Origin of the sequence: Levilactobacillus humaensis, from assembly GCF_024345185.1 — a bacterium.
GTDB classification, from domain to species: domain Bacteria; phylum Bacillota; class Bacilli; order Lactobacillales; family Lactobacillaceae; genus Levilactobacillus; species Levilactobacillus humaensis.
On the sequence record NZ_BROB01000026.1, the window covers coordinates 1 to 17965 of the forward strand.

The window sequence follows — 17965 nt, forward strand, 5'->3', positions numbered from 1 at the left end:
CTGTTCTTAGTGAGATACTGTTTGGTGTACCCTAAAATAAAGTCTCTTTATTTACAGAGCTTGACTAAACGTAGGAAGAAGGGCCTGAGACAAAAGTCTCAGGCCCTTCTTGCGCTCCAAACGTCAATAGTCGAAACGTGTGACAAAAGGCAGTCAACTCCGCCTAACCCCGATAGACAAACAATCCAAGACCAGGATTATTCGTCTATCGACGTTAATGCTCATTGACTAACCGCCTTTTGTCGCACTCTCTTCTTTAGATTCATCGCTAGCGAACCAGCGACTTATTTTTTACATCATGCCGCCCATTCCAGGACCGGCAGCTGGTGCGGCTGGGGCTGGGTTGTCGCTAGGCTTTTCAGCCACGACAGCTTCAGTCGTCAGCAACAAGGCGGAAACGGAAGCCGCATTCTGTAAAGCAGAACGGGTAACCTTGGTTGGGTCGGTGATCCCGGCCTTAACCATGTCTTCGTACTTGTTATCAGCAGCGTTGTAACCGACACCAGGCTTTTCACCCTTCAGGTGTTCAACGACAACTGAACCTTCAACACCGGCATTTTCAGCGATTTGACGAACGGGTTCTTCCAAGGCACGGAGGACAATGTTAACCCCGGTCAATTCGTCACCTTCGGCTTCAACCTTAGCCACGTCACCAATGACATTGATTAAGGCAGTCCCACCACCAGCAACGAAGCCTTCTTCAACAGCGGCACGCGTTGCATTCAAGGCATCTTCGATCCGGTACTTGCGTTCCTTCAATTCGGTTTCGGTAGCAGCACCGACCCGAACCACAGCAACACCGCCGGCTAACTTAGCCAGACGTTCCTTCAGTTTATCACGGTCGAAGTCAGAGGTCGTGTCATCGATTTGACCCTTGATTTCAGCCACTCGTTCAGCGATTTGATCCTTAGCACCAGCACCTTCGACAACAGTCGTGTTGTCCTTAGTGACGTTAACCTTTTGGGCTTGACCTAATTGGTCAATCGTGGTGTCCTTCAAGTTGAGACCTAAGTCATCGGTAATGACCGTCCCACCAGTGAGGATAGCTAAGTCTTGTAATTGGGCCTTACGACGGTCACCAAAGCCAGGAGCCTTGACAGCAACGACGTTAAAGGTCCCACGCATCTTGTTGAGAACCAACGTTGGCAAAGCTTCACCGGTAATGTCATCGGCAATGATCAAGAGTGACCGGCTTTGTTCAACAACGGATTGTAATAATGGTAAGATGTCTTGAATATTGGCAATCTTCTTGTCCGTAATCAGGATGTAAGGATTGTCCAAGTTAGCTTCCATCTTGTCATTGTCGGTAACCATGTATTGTGACATGTACCCACGGTCGAACTGCATCCCTTCAACAACGTCCAAGCTGGTATCAACCCCACGGGATTCTTCAATAGTGATGACCCCGTCGTTACCAACCTTTTCCATGGCGTCGGCAATCAACTTACCAGTATCTTGGCTAGCTGATGAAATCGAAGCGATTTGCGCAATGTCTTCCTTCGTCTTAACATCATGAGACATCTTGTGTAAGGCTTCAACAGCCGCACTCGTTGCCTTTTCAATCCCGCGACGAATGCCAACAGGGTTAGCACCGGCAGTGACGTTCTTCATCCCTTCGTTAACGATGGCTTGCGTCAGAACCGTTGCGGTTGTCGTCCCATCACCAGCGATATCGTTGGTCTTGGAAGCAACTTCGGAAACTAACTTAGCACCCATGTTTTCAAAGTGATCTTCGAGTTCAATTGCCTTGGCAATCGTCACACCATCATTGGTGATGGTTGGGTTACCGTAACTTTGTTCCAAAACAACGTTACGTCCCTTAGGTCCCAAGGTGGTCTTAACAGTATCAGCTAACTTATCTACACCAGCAAGCATCTTGCTACGTGCATCTTCAGAAAATTTCAATTCTTTAGCCATTATTCCAATTCACCTCATATTAGTTTTTATATTGTCGATTTGGTATCAGTGGGAAAGTCCTAGTCAATAACGGCGACTAAGTCCTTTTCGTGTAAAACAAGGTAAGTGTTGCCTTGGTACTTAACTTCCGTACCAGCGTACTTATCAAACAATACTCGGTCACCAACCTTAACAGTTGGGGCCACCTTATCGCCATTGTCTAATACCCGGCCATCGCTAACAGCAACAACGTTCGCCGTTTGGGGCTTTTCTTGGGCGTTACTTGCGAGCACGATGCCGCCAACCGTCGTTTCTTCTTCTTCTGGTTGATCTAAAATGACACGGTCTCCTAATGGTTTTAACACTTAAATCCCTCCAATGAACTTACTTTTTAGCACTGTTAGCACTTGACTAACATAAGTGCTAATCACAATATCTAATATATGGTTTTTCGTTTTAAAAATCAAGGAATTTGGTAGACGAATTTTCCCAGGACACGCCCGGAGCTTACGGGCACTTGTCTTCCGGCTTTTGATTCGATTAATCCGCAACGAATACAAAAAAAGAGCCCAGGATTTCTCCCAGACTCTGCCGTCGTCTAACCTAAATTGTTGTAGTGTTCCAAGAAGTAGATCAACGTCTGTAACTCATTAGTCAAATCAACATTTTGAACCCGGACACCCTTAGGCACCGTGATCCGCAGTGGCGTGAAGTTCAGGATTCCCTTCACACCCCCGGCAACCGTTTCGTCCGTCACCTGTTGGGCAACATCGGCGGGCACCGTTAAGATCGCCACCTCAATCTGCTGTTCTTCCAATTGCTTGCGCAGATCGGTCATGGGATAGATGGGTACCCCACTCTGAACGGTGTTGGCCATCGAGTCCTTCACATCAAAGGCGGCACTGATTCGGACATTGCCATCCTGATGGAAATTGAAGTTCAACAGCGCATGACCCAGGTTACCTACCCCGATCAATGCCACACTAGTCAGGCGATCCTGGTTCAGAATTTTCTTAAAGAATTTAATTAAACTTTCAACGTCGTATCCGTAGCCTCGCTTACCCAGCGCACCAAAATACGAAAAGTCCCGGCGAATAGTGGCTGAATCTACCTTCACGGCATCTGATAATTCAGTCGATGAGACCCGGGTCTTATCTGCATCCAATAAAATATTCAGATAACGGTAGTAAATGGGCAGTCGTTTCGCTGTCGCCCGGGGAATCTTATGTTCAGTCAAAGCTTGAAACCTCCTAATCAAAATCTCTTACCGGTGTTCACAAGCACCGGTTTTTTACGGCCTATTTGTCTGGATTGTGAAACTAACTTTCTTACAAATTATAGCATAACCACTCTTCTTGTGAAAGAATTTGCAAAAAGTTTTCACAAGTTAGGTTGGATTTCGGTCTGACCCCAGAATATGCTAAAATAGTGGGTATTAACTCAGTGAAATGAAAAAAAGGAGGTTGGTTCACCGTGATACTCTTACAAGTTCAACAAGTCACCCGGCGCTTCGGGGCCAGTGTGCTCTTCGAAAACGTGAGCATGGACGTTCCCGAACACGGTCGCGTGGCCCTAGTTGGCCGTAATGGTGCGGGGAAATCCACCCTATTAAAAATGATTGCCGGCGAAACGACACCGGACGTGGGTCAAATCACGACAAAACGGGGCCTAACCATGGGCTACCAGGCGCAAAATGCCGGCCTGGCATCCACCAAGACCGTTTGGAATGAGATGCTCAGTGTCTTTGCCAAACTAATTGCCATGGAAAAACGCATGCATGAACTTGAAGCTCAAATGAGTGATCCCAACGTTACCGCCGATCAGGAGCAATTTGCCCAGGTCTCCAGTAGCTACGATCAGCTCCAACAAGACTTCAGCGACCAGAACGGCTACGGCTATCAGGCTGAAATTCGTGGCGTCCTGCATGGATTCGAATTCGATGAAGACTACTATGATAAGCCAATCAATGAACTTTCCGGTGGCCAACGAACCCAGTTAGCCCTGGCCAAACTGTTGCTAGAACGGCCTGACCTGCTCATCTTAGATGAGCCCACTAACCATTTGGACGTTGAAACTCTAACCTGGTTGGAAGGTTACTTGCAAGGTTATCCCGGTGCCATTCTGGTCGTTTCCCATGACCGGTACTTCCTCGATCACGTGGTCAATGACGTCTACGATATGGCCCATGGCGGGCTGGACCACTATCCCGGCAACTATTCCCACTACATCTCCGCTAAGGCTGAACGCCTCCGGTTATCCTGGAAGGAATACGACAAGCAACAGGCCGAGATCAGTAAGCTCGAGGACTTTGTGAATAAAAACATCGTCCGTGCCTCGACCACGAAACGCGCGCAAGCCCGGCGAAAACAATTGGAAAAGATGGACAAGCTTGATCGGCCTGAGGGCGATGACAAGGCGGCACGCTTCAGCTTTAATCCCCGTCGCCAAAGTGGGAATGTCGTGCTCGACGTCGTCAATGGCGCCGTCGGCTACGATGACCATATTCTAGCGGCTCCCGTCACCCTAGATATCAAGAAACACCAGTCGGTAGCCATCGTGGGTCCCAACGGGATTGGGAAGTCCACCCTACTCAAGACGATTCTGGGTCGCATCCCCGCCATTCAGGGCCAAATTATCTTTGGCACCGGTGTGGACACCGGGTACTACGATCAAGATCAAGCCACCTTACATGACAAGAAGTCCGTCCTCCACGAGTTGTGGGATGACCATCCGACAACCCCTGAGGGAGATATTCGCTCGATCCTAGGTAGCTTTCTCTTCACCGGAGCCGATGTCGACAAGAGTGTCCACAGCCTGAGTGGTGGTGAACGCGCCCGCTTGCTGTTGACTAAACTCGCCCTCCGTCACGATAACTTCCTGATGCTCGACGAACCTACGAACCATTTGGACATCGACAGCCGCGAAGTCTTAGAAACCGCCTTAAATGAATTCGACGGCACCATCCTGTTCGTTTCTCATGACCGGTACTTCATTAACCAAGTGGCCACTCAGGTCGTGGAACTGAGTCCTGAAGGCACCACACGTTACCTGGGGAACTATGACTACTATGTAGCTAAGAAGGCGGAACAAGACGCCTATGCCGCTAAGGAAGCCGAAGAAGCTGAGGCCGCTCATCCAACAGTGACAGCCCCCAAGCAAACTCAGGTGGACTACCAGGCACAAAAAGAACAGGCCAAGGCCAAACGAAAGTTAAGCCGGCAAGTGACCGCACTGGAAGACCAAATGGCCGACCTCGAACAACAGAAAACGGCCATTGAAACCGAAATGAGCCAAGAAGAAAACTTCAATGATGCGGGTAAATTGGGCGATCTGCAAGCGCAGCTCACGACCATTACCACACAACTCAGCGAAACTGAAGATTCCTGGACCGAAAAGAGTCTGGAATTGGAAGAATTCGCTGACTAAACCTGAAACATCAAGGACGACGTCGTAACTTCACTATAGTGAGGTTGCAACGTCGTCCTTTTCAATTACTCTAATTTTACTTTAGTGTTGGTAAATCCCGTATAGTCAGCCGCTAGGAACTGGGCTACCCGCATAAATTGCGTGGTCAGTTGGTCGTGATCAAACGACCCCCAGCTAACCACGCTAAAGTGAATCTGCCCTTTTCCCAGTTGATACGTCCATTTCCCCACAACGGTTCCATGGGCCACGATTGGGGCCCGGAGAATGCCATTCTTGGACCACAGCTGTTGTTGAATGGCCGGGGTGACGAACCACGCCTTCTCCCGGTAGCCCGTCATCGCAGCACTGAAACTGGCCGCAATCAGTGTATTTTGTGCGACGTGATCGGTTATCGTTGCCAGCTTAGCTGGTGAAATCGGATCAATCGTCCATAACTGCTCGGTGTCGATCATCACGGGCGTCAACTCCGGCACAACCTGTTGCCAAGCCGGCCGCACCTGACTAATTTTAATGCCTGACCACTTCACGACGTCGTCTAAGGTCGCGGGACCAAATCCCCGTAGATATCGTCGAATTAATTCGGCCGTGGCCGCCTGTTGGTCTAATAGCCCAACCGCGCTCGGCGTGACGAGCTGCCAATCCTGAGTCGACGCGGTCGGCAACATCTGTAGTCGCCCCTGCGCTGTCAAGACCTGTAGGACGGCATAATCAAAATTCTTAGGCCGATCGGCATACCAGGAATATTTGGCCGCTAAGTAGTCCGTATAAGCTGCCCGATTCAGTGGTTCTGTGGTCCGTAATAACTGGTCAATCTCATTAGCAGCCGCCCTGACGTGGTCCTCAGCCCCCAAGAAGTAGGCCTTGGGTAAGCGCTCCTGTTGCCGGGCCGAGACGACTAACCGCAGATCGACTGGTGTCAGCAGCTGAATGGTCCAACGTTGGGCCCAGGAGCGAGCAATCCCCTGCTTTTGATAAAAGGCCAGCAATGCCGCGTGGGACACTCCCGTCTGCAAGGCCACATTGAGCTCCGCGGCACGTTGGTTCTGCGCCTGAAATCCCACACAACGCAAAAAAGCCGTCTCCAAATCGGCGTGCGTTGTTAACATCCCCTGTCGAAACAGACGGGTGGCAAACAATTCGGCTCGATTCATGAGACGTCCTCCTCGATTAAGTTGCTTTATTTAGCAGAATCTGCCGCCCAGTCAAATTCAAGACTCGGATCAGCGTTCAATGTGGCATCGGCAAAGACACCGTGTTGGTAAGCCACGTAGGCAAAGGCCCCGATCATGGCGGCATTGTCCCCACATAACTTCAAGGGCGCCTTAACCAGATGGGTCGTTGGGTTGTGCGCCAAGTCCCGTTCCAACCGTTCGCGTAGTCCTTGGTTAGCAGCCACCCCACCGGCCAAGATCAGTTGCTTTACGGGGTAATCCGCTAAGGCGTGCTGGGTCTTTTCAGCCAACACGTCCACGACCGCCTGTTGGAAGCTGGCGGACAGGTCCTGCTTGCTCAAGGTCTCGCCAATCTGATCGGCGTGATGGGTCGTGTTGATGAAGGCACTCTTCAACCCACTGAAACTAAAGTCGAGATTGTCGTCCTTCTCCATGGCCCGGGGGAACTTGAACGTGTCATGTCCCTCGTGTGCCCACTGATCAACGGTCTTCCCGGCCGGATAGTTGACACCCATAACGCGGCCAACCTTGTCGTAGGCTTCGCCGGCAGCGTCATCACGTGTCTCACCGATAATTTCAAATTGGTTCTCGGCTGGCATATAAACCAGTTCGGTATGCCCACCAGAGACCAGCAGGGCCATCGCTGGAAATTCAATGGGTTCCACATAGCGCGCGGCATAGATGTGCCCGGCCATGTGGTTGATGGGAATCAGGGGCAGACTGTGGGCAAAGGCCACCGTCTTGGCCGCGGTAACTCCGATCAATAACGCCCCAACCAGGCCGGGACCGTATGTCACGGCCACGGCATCCAAGTCGTCATAACCGACTTGGGCCTCCTGTAAGGCATCTTTGATACAAATCGTAATTTCTTCAATATGATGTCGGCTTGCCACTTCAGGAACGACGCCGCCAAACCGTTGATGACTCTTAATTTGGGTTGCGACGACGTTCGACAGAATCTTATGGCCGTCCTCAATAACTGCCACACTCGTCTCGTCACAACTCGATTCAAACGCTAAAATTAAAGTTCGCTTTTCCGTTGGACTCACTCCCTCTTCATGCCAGAAACCATAAAAAACGGGTGGCTGTGCGCCATCCCGTTACGCCTCACGTGACTCTTCTTCAGCCTTCGGTAGGTATAACACCATATCCGCGGCATCTTCATGATCGCCAAAGTAGTAACCGCGCTTGATCCCGGTCTGTTCAAAGTCCAGATCCCGGTACAGGCGTTGGGCACTCTTATTGGATACCCGAACTTCCAGACTCACGGTCCGGTAGTTCAACTTCTTAGCCTTCTTAATCATGACGCTCAAGAGAAAACGCCCCAGACCATGGGCCTGAAACTCCGGCAACACGGCAATATTCGTGATATGGGCATCTTGCTCATGTTCGTCAAACGTACTGCCAATAAAGGCCAGCAAGCGGTCGTTCTTCCGAATAACCAGGTAGAGCCGATCCTTCTCACGCCGTAACTCGTTGGCGAAGGCCGTCGAATCCCATGGCGCTTGGCCAGAATAAACGGCGCGTTCGATTTCAATCATCTCGGGGATGTCGGTGAACAGGGCCTTGGCCACGAAGTAAGTCTCATCGCGAATTTCTACGCGGTGATTCTTCACATCCATGGTTTCCTCGCGCACGAGCTCTCGCCGACTTCCAAATACATTTTTATACCAACTCTTAAATTTTTTCAACATATGATCCGGTATCCTCTTCTGGGTTCTTGGCACGCCATTCGGCTTCAGCTTGCGTCAATCGTAGGTAGTTCGGCACGAATTGATCCACGTCTTTTACGGGCGTCTCGTGACGACCCAACAGGCCAATCGTTGCCGCCTGTGGTAAGTTCATCCAGGCACTCACGTTCGGCGTTGCGGCCGAAATGGTGGTGTCAATGAGCTCAGTAAAGTGGCTAGCGTCACCTAAGAACCAGACGGGCTCACCATACTCGTTAATGGCTTCTAAATAAGTCGTGACGTTCGTGTGTGCATCCGCAATCTCGGACACGGGGACGCCCCCCTTGATCCGGTACAGTCCAGCGAAAACGTTCTGGTTCCGCGCATCGAACAAAGGTGCCACCAGGGCGCCCTCAACCGGCACGTTCGCCGCCAAGGTTGCCAGACTAGAGACGGCCACTAACTCGATATCGAGTGTTGCGGCCAGCGTCTTTGCCGTTGTCACGGCAATTCTAATCCCCGTGTAGGAACCCGGACCCGCAGCCACAACGACCCGGTCGAGATCGGTTGGCTTAAGTTCGGCCATGGCGAGAAGCCGTTCAATTTCCGGTAATAAATACTCAGCGTGCTTCTGGTGAACGGTCACCGTGATGGCGGCCAGCACGTTCGAGTCATCCAACACAGCCACACTCAGTGGTCGGTTAGACGTATCAATTGCTAAAATCTTCATGTTTATTTAGGGTCCCCTTTGATGTGTTTGGTTATGCCGGTACCCGCACTCATGGAATGAGACGGCAAAAGCGGCGGCTGGTTAACGGCCACCGCTTCATCTTGGCTACCCAGTTACGGTTTCTAAATGACTGTTCATATCAGTTAACTATACTACCACAAAGATCCGCTGAGGGCACCTTCTCCGCTTGATCGTTAACCTTTTATCGATCTTGCCAGTCGATAGCGGCCTGAACCGCCACCGTCTCCCCGACCTTGACCTCGTGGGTTGTGGCGTGATCGCTAGGCGTCACGGCCGTACTCAGGACTTGATGACCATATTGAACTTCATTTTCAAAACGAATTCGAATATCGGTTGCCTGATGTTGACGCAACCAATCCGCCGGTAAGGTATCCAACATCCAATCGAAGTAGTGGGCATTGTTGACATGACCATTCCCGTCGATATCAAAGTAACGGACCGTGTAGGGCTTCATTTGAGCGGACAGACTGTGGTCTAGGCGACTAGGCCGCGGTAAACGTGGAATCCGACTAACTAATTCACTCTCGTAAGGCACCATAAGTTCCGTTGGAATCGTGGCAATTTTCCGAGTGGCATAGCTCATGGTGACCCAGATGCCCTCGCCATAGGCGATTTGGTTCCCATCCTGGTCAACCAACCAGTATTCACGATAGGCAAAATACCGATTGTAAGCCGTCGCTCTGGTTTTCACGGTTACGGTCTCATTAACCTCTGGCAAGCGGTCAATCTGAATGTGGTACTGGGTCACGACCCACCCCACACCGAGACCGTGCACACGATCACTCGTCCAGCCCAAGGCATCACTCTGATCCTCGGATACCAGGACGAAGAGATTAATTAACATGGCGACGGTCAGATGACCCGTGTCGTCTCCTTCATAGTAAACGACGCGGTGTTCTTCGCTAAATTGTTGTGCGGGCACGCAGGTCACTCCTTATCTAAATGATGATAGGTCCGGTAGACCTCTTGTTTCTTTAAACCACGGAGGTTCGCAACTTCCTTGATGGCGGCATTAGGCTTGTCACCGGCGGCAATTAACCGGTCGACTTGGACCTCGATGGGCTCACTTAGATCGACAGCAGTCGTGGCGGTCACTGTTGGGGCGGGATTGCCACCCACTAGGACGACAAATTCCCCACGGACGGTATCCGTAGCGGCCCAGTCGGCTAGTTCCTGTAACGTTCCCCGTAAGAATTCTTCGTAACGTTTCGTCAGCTCGCGACACAGGACGGCTGGTCGATCAGCCCCCATGCCATCTGCCAAATTTTGTAAGGTTTTCTTCAGACGATGAGGGGCTTCATAAAAGATCAGCGTTTCCTCACGTTGGGCTAACCCGTCGATCTCGGCGCGTTGATCCTTAGGTTTCCGATCCAAAAAGCCATAGAAGTAAAAGGGCTGTGGCGCTAAACCAGAAGCGATCAATGCCGTCAATCCAGCATTGGCTCCGGGAAGCGGCGCGACTGGGATGTGCGCGTCGATACAGGCGTTAACCAGTTCATGACCGGGATCCGAGATTGATGGCATCCCCGCATCACTGACTTGGGCGATCTGCATGCCCGCTTCAAGCTTAGCGATCAGTTGTGGAATCCGCTCTTGCGTATTATGCTCGTGAAAACTAATTTGTTTCGTTGTAATTTCAAAATGATTTAAAAGTTTCTGGGTATTACGCGTGTCCTCGGCCGCGATGAGGTCGACGTCCTTCAACGTCTTGACGGCGCGAAAGGTCATGTCGTCCAGATTCCCAATTGGCGTTGGCACCAGGTACAAACGGCCGCTAGGTGCGGTCTTAAAACTTCGTTGACGTTCCATGCGGTGCGAACCTCCTACTGGTCACGATAGATAACTTCTAGACAAAAGGCACATTCCTCGTCCTGCTTCCGGCGGGTTCCGTAGAACTCTCGGCAGACGTGAAAGCCTTCCTCATACAATTTTTCAAGAATTTGACGCGATTTCGATAGTCCCTGCTGGGTTTCGGGATCCTGTGGTAACGTTCGTTGTAGTTCACGAACCAGGTCACGGAGATGCTGATTTTCAATCCCTAATTCCGCGTTCTGTTCGAAGACCTTAGTCATCTCCGTTTGCAGGTCGGTGAATTGGACGAGCATCTCCTGCAACTGATCTTCTAAGCTCTTAAATTGATCGTAAATTTCTTGTTTTTCCAAGTTGCAACCCCTCCAATTCTGACAAAATTTATCGGGGAACTTGCCCCAATATTTTCAACGTTAAGGCCTCAAGAATCCCTTGAAAATTAAGGTTCCCGGCCAGTTGACCACGCGTCCCCAACGTCAAAGTGAGAATCGCCACAAGTTGGTCAACTGACAACCGTTGGGCCAACTCCCGACTGACCTTGGCAACTTGTGGAAAGGCCAACTCTGAATCCGCCACGGCCTGGGTCTGTTGCCGCAACACATCATGCCAGGCTTGAACCACCATGTCGAGCACGAGACCTTGTTGATCACGATTGCTAGCTAAGGGCACCAGCTCGGTCTGAACCCGCACAAAGGCCCGTTCATCCCCTGCGGCACAGGCTTGAAGCCACTGTCCCACGTTCTGTTGGGCCGTCTTGAGCCAGTCATTTTCGATGAGTTCCTGGGCAGTGGCCACGCTCTCGGTCAACGTCGACAAGAGATAACGCTGGCTGGGAACGACCCCCACCTTGGCCAGCTCATCGGTCAGAGCGGCCGGGGCCACCCGTAACAGATCAACAATCTGGGTCCGCGACAAAATCGTTGGCAAAATCAAGTTCTTATTGGCCGTCAGGAGTAACGCCACCGTGTTACCCACGGGTTCTTCAATGAACTTCAAGAGGCTGTTGGCGGCTCCAGTCGTCATCCGATCAACCTGATCGACAATGAAGATCTTCTGGTTACCTTCAACCGCACTCTTACTGAATTCGGACTTAAGATAACGAACTTGATCCACCTTGATGCGTTGGCCATCAGGCACGACCGTCACCACGTCGGGATGGTCCCCGGCCATGATACGGCGGCACTCAGAACAGGTCTCACAAGGCAGCCCCTCTGGCGTCACGTTCTGACAAAAGAGGCGCATGGCAATGAGTCGGGCCAAGTCCTGGCGACCCGTGCCATCGGCCCCATTAAAGAGGTAGGCATGCGCCAACCGGTTCTCCGAAATCAACGTCATAAAATGCGTTAAAAGCTGTGGTTGTAGGCGTTGGACCCGTGCCACTAGACTATCTTCAGTCATGCGGCCCTCCTAAAATTGATGGAACTGTTCAACTGGCATCACGAAGACCGTGGCCCCACCGACCTGAACCTCAACCGGATAAGACGACGTACTGTCGAGCTGGGCATCGAGATTAACTGGGGGCGTCATGAACTGTTGACGCGTGTGGCTGGCTGCCTTGATCATCGCCAGAACCTCGTCGACTCGGTCGTCCTCCACCCCAATCATGAAGGTGGTATTGCCAGACTTCAGAAAACCACCAGTGGTGGAGAGTCGGGTAGCCCGGATATCGTGATCGATAAATTCATTGCTTAAACGGTTTGCGTCCTTATCTTGGACGATAGCAATCAGTAATTTCATAGTGAGAGTCCTCCCTTAACCACCGGTTAGAAGTAGCGCGGTGCAGTTTGCTTAATCAAGGTCAACGCCTGGTCAACCACCTTAGCGGGTTCCTGAGTGGCGTCGATGAGTTTAATACGGTCGGGATCGGCTGCTTGGAGTCTAAGATAGGCTGCCCGCACACGATCGTGAAAGGCGGTCTTCTCGACATCGAGACGGTCAACTTGATCGGCCTGTCGGTGCGCTTGAATCCGCCGCAAACCGACCTCGGCCGGCACGTCGAAGTAGATGGTCAGATCCGGAAGCAGCCCGTCCGTGGCAAATTGATTCATTTCTGCCACGGCGTCTTCGCCAATCTGACGTCCGGCACCCTGATACGCAATGGAACTATCCACGTAACGATCACAGAGCACCAGCTGATCGGCTTCAAGTGCCGGTAAAATGGTCTGAGCTAAGTGTTGGCGCCGTGCTGCCGCATACAGCAGGGCCTCGGTGCGATAATCCATCGCGGTATTCGCTCGATCTAAAATGATGGATCGAATACTTTCGGAAATTGGATTGCCACCTGGTTCTCTGGTGATCACCAATTGGTCACCCAATCCGTCCATAATCTGAGCGGTAATAGCGCGTAGAGCACTGGTTTTCCCAGCACCATCCGGGCCTTCAAAGCTGATAAAAGTTCCTGACAAGATGCTCGACCCCATTTTTTATTGAATAGTTACATTGTACTTGAATTCAGAATTGATGTCTATTTGCAACGGCACCTTCTCAGCGTGACCGATCAAATCAACCATCGGTGGGCCAGCCCACAAAAAAACGGGCCATTATGCTGTAACCAGCCGCCTGCCCGTCCCTTCTGCTGCCACTAATCTCGAAAGACTGCGGCGGAAATTTGTTTACCTTTAACCTGACGCCGACGGGCTTCACGGTACAAGAACAGGTAGGTCTGCCGGGCGAGCGCGGTATTAGCCGTCATCTCGTTATCCGCATCGGCAATGGCCTCTTCCGTCTGTTTAGCATGATCCCACCGATCCTTGGCATCATCAATGGTCAATAAGAGCTGATCATCATACGCAGCTTTTAATCGGGGTAATTGGCGTTTCTTTCTTCCAAACATCAGCAGACCTCCTACATCTCTGTCCGGCCTTCAACGGCCTTAAACAGGGTCATTTCGTCAGCATACTCGATGTCACTACCCACCGATAAGCCATGGGCGAGACGTGTTACCTTGATTCCAGCTGGTTTAATCAGTCGGGACAAGTACATCGCCGTCGCTTCCCCTTCGGGAGTGGCATTAGTGGCAATAATAACTTCTTTAATAGAAGGATTCTTTTGTAAACGGTTGATCAGACTGGCGATGTTCAGATCTTCTGGGCCCTTGCCCTCGATGGGTGACATGACGCCTTGAAGGACGTGGTATAAGCCATGATATTCCTTCATTTTCTCCATCACCATGATGTCCTTGGCCTGTTCGACCACCAACACATGACTCTGGTCACGGGTCTTATCCGTACAGATGACACAAGGATCACTCTCGGTGATATTGCCACAGATCGAGCAAAAGTGAAGATCGCGTTTGGCCGCAACGAGCGCCTTTGAAAACGCCGTGACGTCATCCTCTGCCATATCAATCGTAAAGAAAGCCAACCGGGTCGCCGACTTCTGGCCAATCCCAGGGAGCTTCATGTAGCTATCGATCAACTGCGCAACAGGTTCTGGGTACTGCATAGTCACAACGTCCTTTCTGGATTACATCCCGGGGATATTTAACCCTTGGGTGTATTTGCCCATCGTCTGTTGGGTGCTTTCGTCAACCTTGGCAATGGCTTCGTTAACGGCAGCCAAGACCAAGTCAGCTAACATGTCAGGGTCATCGGGATCGATGGCTTCTGGCTTGATCGTCAGGTCAGTCATCTTCCGATCACCGGTAAAGGTGGCCTGAACCAAATCGTCTGGTGAGGTTCCCGTGAAGGATTGAGCGTTCAAATTGGCTTGGTCCTCCGCCATCTTCTTTTGCATTTGCCGCATCTGTTTCATCATGTTTCCCATATTACCCATGTTCCGCATCTTAATCATCCTTTCGAAATTTAATCTTGCTTAATATCCACAATTGATTTACCGAAGAGCTCTTCAGCCTTCGTCACCACCGGATTCTCGGCGGGTTTTTCCGGCCGTTGATCCTCGGGTGAGTTCGCCTGGAGTTGCGCTTTGTGCGCAGCTAGATAACCCTTACGAATCCGTGGCCACTGGTCCTTTGGCACGAAGACGACGGGTAACGCCGTCCCAATCATGCGATCCAGACCATTCTCCAAGGCATCCGTGAGCTCTCGATCCAGAGTTGCCCGCTGGAAGAAGAAGGAGAAGTCGAAGGCCACGATGACCCCCGAATCCGCCGCCGCAACCGGCTGTGAGGCCTTCATGACCGCACGCTGGGCCACGTTTAAGCTGTTCAGAATATCTGGCCAGACCTCTTGGAGTTGGTTCAATTTCTCACGAGTCGCGGTCCCCAGCACGGGATTAATCTTCGCCAGATTAACCTCTTGCTTGACGGGGGCCTTTACCCGCGGTGTCCCGGAAGAAGCCTTGGCCGATTGTCCCGCGGGGGCTTCTTCCAGATGTTTAACCGCCGAACGTAACTGCTGAATCTCACGTTGCAGGTCGGCCATGCCGGGTTGATCAGCACCGGCTGGTGCGGCGGCTACTGGTTGCGCGACCGACGCAGTGGCAACGGGGCCCTGCCCCTTCTGATTGCCAATCTCGGCCAGCTTAATCGTGAGAATTTCGAGATAAACGTCCGGATGGGTCGTAAACCGCATCTGTTGTTGAATGGCATTTAATTCATTAATCATGGCGTACATGGTCTGCGCCGACGTGGCCGCAGCCAATTGTTGAAAGGCCTCGCTCACGCTGCCCATTTCGGCCTCTTCGACCATCTTAGGGGCTTGTTGATACAACAGGAGATCGCGGGTGTAGCCAATAATATCCTCGGTAAACCGCTCGGCATCCTTCCCGGCCTCTAAGACCGACTGTAAGCTCGCCAAGCCAGCTTTGGTATCGCCAGCAATAACCTGCTGAACATAAGTCGCCAACAGCTCGTGAGTCACACTCCCGGTCACTAGAAGGGCATTGTCCAGGGTAATCTCATTATCCCCGAAGGATAACGCCTGGTCCAGAATGCTTAAGGCATCCCGCATCCCCCCTTCGGCGGCCTTGGCAATCACCTTGATCGCCTGGTCGTCGTAGGTGACATCCTTTTGCTTCAAAATATAAATCATTCGTTGATAACTATCGTTAGCCGCGATGCGTTTGAAGTCAAAGCGTTGCGTCCGCGAGATAATCGTCGCTGGAATCTTGTGAGGTTCCGTCGTGGCCAGAATAAAAATCACATTGGCCGGTGGTTCCTCCAAAGTTTTTAGTAGAGCGTTAAAGGCCCCGGTAGACAGCATATGAACTTCATCAATGATGTAGACCTTATAGTCGGCCACCGTGGGCGCATACTTCACCTTGTCACGGATATCCCGGATCTCTTCGACCCCGTTGTTGGAGGCCGCATCGATCTCGATCACATCATTCAGCGTGCCAGCCGTGATGGCCTTACAGGTCTCACATTCGTTGCAGGGCTCGCCGTCGACTTGGTGATGACAGTTGATGGCCTTGGCAAAAATCTTTGCCGCCGAAGTCTTCCCGGTTCCCCGGGGCCCCGCAAAGAGATAAGCGTGGCTAATTTGGTTGGTTGTGATGGCATTCTTAAGCGTGCGGGTAATGACCTCTTGCCCAATCATGTCGTCGAACCGTTGCGGGCGCCAGACCCGATAAAGTGCTTGATAAGCCATGCAATCCGTCCCTTTCTTCAGGAAAATCCGTTAAATTCGCTGTTCATAATTATAGCCTTTTTACCCGCTCGCTGTCACGGGTTGTTGGTCCGGATTTACGGTAAATTAATCTCCGATCGTCATCGATCTCGACGACAACAGCCGGGCTAACGGGACTTACTGCAGCCCTCTCGACCGTAAATATTTTTGTCCACGAAAAAACTCCCAGTCATCGACTAGGAGTTTGAATTAGCTCATAAACTTGAAGCACAAAGCGGCGCAAACTTAGTGCTGCTTCCTTCCGGACCTGACACAATTCGTAAGGTCACCCTTGCTCCAAGGCCTTTACGGCAATACTCAGTGTATCATGAACCGTTGGACCTGTCTAGCCACTTGTTAATTTTGTGGCGCTTGAGCAGCGCGACGGGCCTTCTTGGCCGCCTTCTGTCGTTTGCGTGCGGCTCTAAAGAACGTCACCATACGTTCTCCAGCCGCCTTAGCCAACAGGCCTTCGTGAACCGTAACCACGTGATTTAACCGGTCATCGGTAAGGGTCTGGTAAAGGCTATCGACGGCCCCGGCCTTGGGGTCACGAGCACCGTAGAAGACTTCGGGAATCCGCGCGTTGACGATTGCCCCACTACACATGAGACAGGGTTCAATCGTGACGTAAAGTTGGCAGTCATTGAGCCGCCAGCTCTTAAGTGTCGCACAGGCTTCCTCGATCGCGCGCACCTCGGCGTGTAACGTGGCATCGTTCCCGTGTTCTCGTAAGTTGTGCCCCCGACCGACAATCTGGCCGTCATGGACGATCACGGCCCCAATTGGGACCTCACCAATCAAGGCCGCCTGGTCGGCTTCAAACAAGGCTTCTTCCATATATAAACGCTGATGAGGTGAATAGGACGTTTCGCGCATCCAATCCCTCCTTTCGACAGCAATCGATTAGCGCAACGTACTTTCTAGAATGTAGTACCCTTTATCTTTTTTAATGATTTCACAGTTGCCAAACGTGGCCGCCATATTTTTCTCAGCGGACGGGGCTCCTTGCTTCTTCTGTAAGACGACGGTCAACGTGCCCCCGGGTAGGAGATGATCCTTAGCCTGGGTGAGCATCGCCGTGACGACGTCCTTACCGGCACGGACCGGCGGATTCGTCACGATTGCCGCGTATTGTTCCGTGATATCGCTGTAAATATCTGACGTCTTGATTGTCACGTTTTCAATCTGATTGGCCGTGGCATTTTTCCGGGCTAATTGTAAGGCCAACTCATTAACGTCAACCATGGTAATTTCACGATCCGGCCACTTTTTAGCGAGGGCCAAGCCGATCGGACCGTAGCCCGTCCCCAGGTCCAACCACGCACCAGCTGGCGTTTTCTCGGCATTAAATGCCTCCAGGAGCACGCGTGAACCGTAGTCCACCCGGTTCTTTGAAAAGACACCGTTGTCGGTGGTAAACAACAATTCGTTGCCTAGCAACGTGTAGGGCCAGTGATGTTCTTCGTGTAAAACGTCTGGATTTTGTGTATAATAATGATTAGTCAAAACTCTCCACCACCTTCAGTGCCTATTTTACCTTACATGTTTGGTGGAAACCAAGAAAAATAAAAAATAAGTCCAGGAGCACCATATTTAGTGGTTATTGTATGATCCAACTACTAAATGTGGTGCTTTTTTTGATTGAATTTTTCAATATCTGGTGTACACTTA

Annotated in this window: 20 protein-coding genes and 1 other RNA gene; 1 reads left to right on the forward strand and 20 read right to left on the reverse strand. The window is 51.4% G+C overall.

From position 1 onward, the window contains the following. Positions 1-291: 291 nt before the first annotated feature. The 3 genes from groL to OCU14_RS08630 all read right to left on the reverse strand — a co-directional run bounded on the left by groL (position 292) and on the right by OCU14_RS08630 (position 3133). On the reverse strand, positions 292-1917 hold the full coding sequence (groL, locus tag OCU14_RS08620) for a chaperonin GroEL (protein ID WP_261810684.1): 1626 nt from the start codon (positions 1915-1917) through the stop codon (positions 292-294). Between the two features lie 59 nt (positions 1918-1976). After that, positions 1977-2261 carry a co-chaperone GroES gene (gene groES, locus OCU14_RS08625; protein WP_057878742.1) on the reverse strand — a complete coding sequence of 95 codons (285 nt, stop codon included), beginning with the start codon at positions 2259-2261 and terminating at the stop codon, positions 1977-1979. 233 nt (positions 2262-2494) lie between these two features. Further along, positions 2495-3133 (reverse strand): redox-sensing transcriptional repressor Rex, encoded by a 639-nt coding sequence (locus OCU14_RS08630; RefSeq protein ID WP_057878743.1) that lies wholly within the window; start codon positions 3131-3133, stop codon positions 2495-2497. A 236-nt stretch (positions 3134-3369) separates the two neighbouring features. On the opposite strand from OCU14_RS08630, the gene OCU14_RS08635 reads away from it, so the two are divergent. Continuing rightward, entirely contained in the window at positions 3370-5322 is a 1953-nt protein-coding gene (locus OCU14_RS08635) for an ABC-F family ATP-binding cassette domain-containing protein (protein WP_261810685.1), read from the forward strand. A 65-nt stretch (positions 5323-5387) separates the two neighbouring features. Here OCU14_RS08635 and OCU14_RS08640 read toward each other — a convergent pair whose 3' ends face one another. From OCU14_RS08640 to OCU14_RS08720, 17 genes are all read right to left on the reverse strand, one after another. Continuing rightward, positions 5388-6473, reverse strand: a complete 1086-nt coding sequence (locus OCU14_RS08640; RefSeq protein WP_261810686.1) for a DNA glycosylase AlkZ-like family protein — start codon at positions 6471-6473, stop codon at positions 5388-5390. A gap of 26 nt (positions 6474-6499) precedes the next feature. Next, positions 6500-7543 (reverse strand): tRNA (adenosine(37)-N6)-threonylcarbamoyltransferase complex transferase subunit TsaD, encoded by a 1044-nt coding sequence (gene tsaD / locus OCU14_RS08645; RefSeq protein WP_261810687.1) that lies wholly within the window; start codon positions 7541-7543, stop codon positions 6500-6502. 51 nt (positions 7544-7594) lie between these two features. Continuing rightward, positions 7595-8188 (reverse strand): ribosomal protein S18-alanine N-acetyltransferase, encoded by a 594-nt coding sequence (rimI, locus tag OCU14_RS08650; RefSeq protein WP_261810688.1) that lies wholly within the window; start codon positions 8186-8188, stop codon positions 7595-7597. After that, positions 8172-8894 (reverse strand): tRNA (adenosine(37)-N6)-threonylcarbamoyltransferase complex dimerization subunit type 1 TsaB, encoded by a 723-nt coding sequence (gene tsaB, locus OCU14_RS08655; protein ID WP_261810689.1) that lies wholly within the window; start codon positions 8892-8894, stop codon positions 8172-8174. Before tsaB ends, rimI begins: the two co-directional genes overlap by 17 nt. Positions 8895-9096: 202 nt before the next feature. Continuing rightward, positions 9097-9837, reverse strand: coding sequence for an acyl-[acyl-carrier-protein] thioesterase (locus OCU14_RS08660; protein ID WP_261810690.1), 741 nt, complete (start codon positions 9835-9837; stop codon positions 9097-9099). 5 nt (positions 9838-9842) lie between these two features. Beyond that, complete coding sequence (gene rsmI, locus OCU14_RS08665) at positions 9843-10724, reverse strand: 16S rRNA (cytidine(1402)-2'-O)-methyltransferase (RefSeq protein ID WP_261810691.1); 882 nt, start codon at positions 10722-10724, stop codon at positions 9843-9845. A gap of 14 nt (positions 10725-10738) precedes the next feature. Continuing rightward, positions 10739-11077, reverse strand: a complete 339-nt coding sequence (locus OCU14_RS08670; RefSeq protein WP_057877825.1) for a DNA replication initiation control protein YabA — start codon at positions 11075-11077, stop codon at positions 10739-10741. 28 nt (positions 11078-11105) lie between these two features. After that, positions 11106-12122: a DNA polymerase III subunit delta' gene (holB, locus tag OCU14_RS08675; RefSeq protein WP_261810692.1), complete on the reverse strand. Its 1017-nt coding sequence runs from the start codon at positions 12120-12122 to the stop codon at positions 11106-11108. Between the two features lie 9 nt (positions 12123-12131). Next, on the reverse strand, positions 12132-12461 hold the full coding sequence (gene darA / locus OCU14_RS08680) for a cyclic di-AMP receptor DarA (protein WP_261810693.1): 330 nt from the start codon (positions 12459-12461) through the stop codon (positions 12132-12134). 26 nt (positions 12462-12487) lie between these two features. Further along, a complete protein-coding gene (gene tmk / locus OCU14_RS08685; protein ID WP_309296929.1) occupies positions 12488-13132 on the reverse strand; it encodes a dTMP kinase in 645 nt (214 codons plus the stop codon). Between the two features lie 173 nt (positions 13133-13305). Next, positions 13306-13557: a YaaL family protein gene (locus OCU14_RS08690; protein WP_261810695.1), complete on the reverse strand. Its 252-nt coding sequence runs from the start codon at positions 13555-13557 to the stop codon at positions 13306-13308. 11 nt (positions 13558-13568) lie between these two features. Further along, positions 13569-14168: a recombination mediator RecR gene (gene recR / locus OCU14_RS08695; RefSeq protein WP_261810696.1), complete on the reverse strand. Its 600-nt coding sequence runs from the start codon at positions 14166-14168 to the stop codon at positions 13569-13571. A gap of 21 nt (positions 14169-14189) precedes the next feature. Then, positions 14190-14507 carry a YbaB/EbfC family nucleoid-associated protein gene (locus OCU14_RS08700; RefSeq protein ID WP_057877831.1) on the reverse strand — a complete coding sequence of 106 codons (318 nt, stop codon included), beginning with the start codon at positions 14505-14507 and terminating at the stop codon, positions 14190-14192. 20 nt (positions 14508-14527) lie between these two features. Then, entirely contained in the window at positions 14528-16273 is a 1746-nt protein-coding gene (dnaX, locus tag OCU14_RS08705; RefSeq protein ID WP_261810697.1) for a DNA polymerase III subunit gamma/tau, read from the reverse strand. Positions 16274-16508: 235 nt separating this feature from the next. Beyond that, positions 16509-16595, reverse strand: an RNA gene (ffs, locus tag OCU14_RS08710) — signal recognition particle sRNA small type. Between the two features lie 53 nt (positions 16596-16648). Further along, on the reverse strand, positions 16649-17170 hold the full coding sequence (gene tadA, locus OCU14_RS08715) for a tRNA adenosine(34) deaminase TadA (RefSeq protein WP_261810698.1): 522 nt from the start codon (positions 17168-17170) through the stop codon (positions 16649-16651). A gap of 27 nt (positions 17171-17197) precedes the next feature. Further along, complete coding sequence (locus tag OCU14_RS08720; protein WP_261810699.1) at positions 17198-17800, reverse strand: class I SAM-dependent methyltransferase; 603 nt, start codon at positions 17798-17800, stop codon at positions 17198-17200. Positions 17801-17965: the final 165 nt, after the last annotated feature.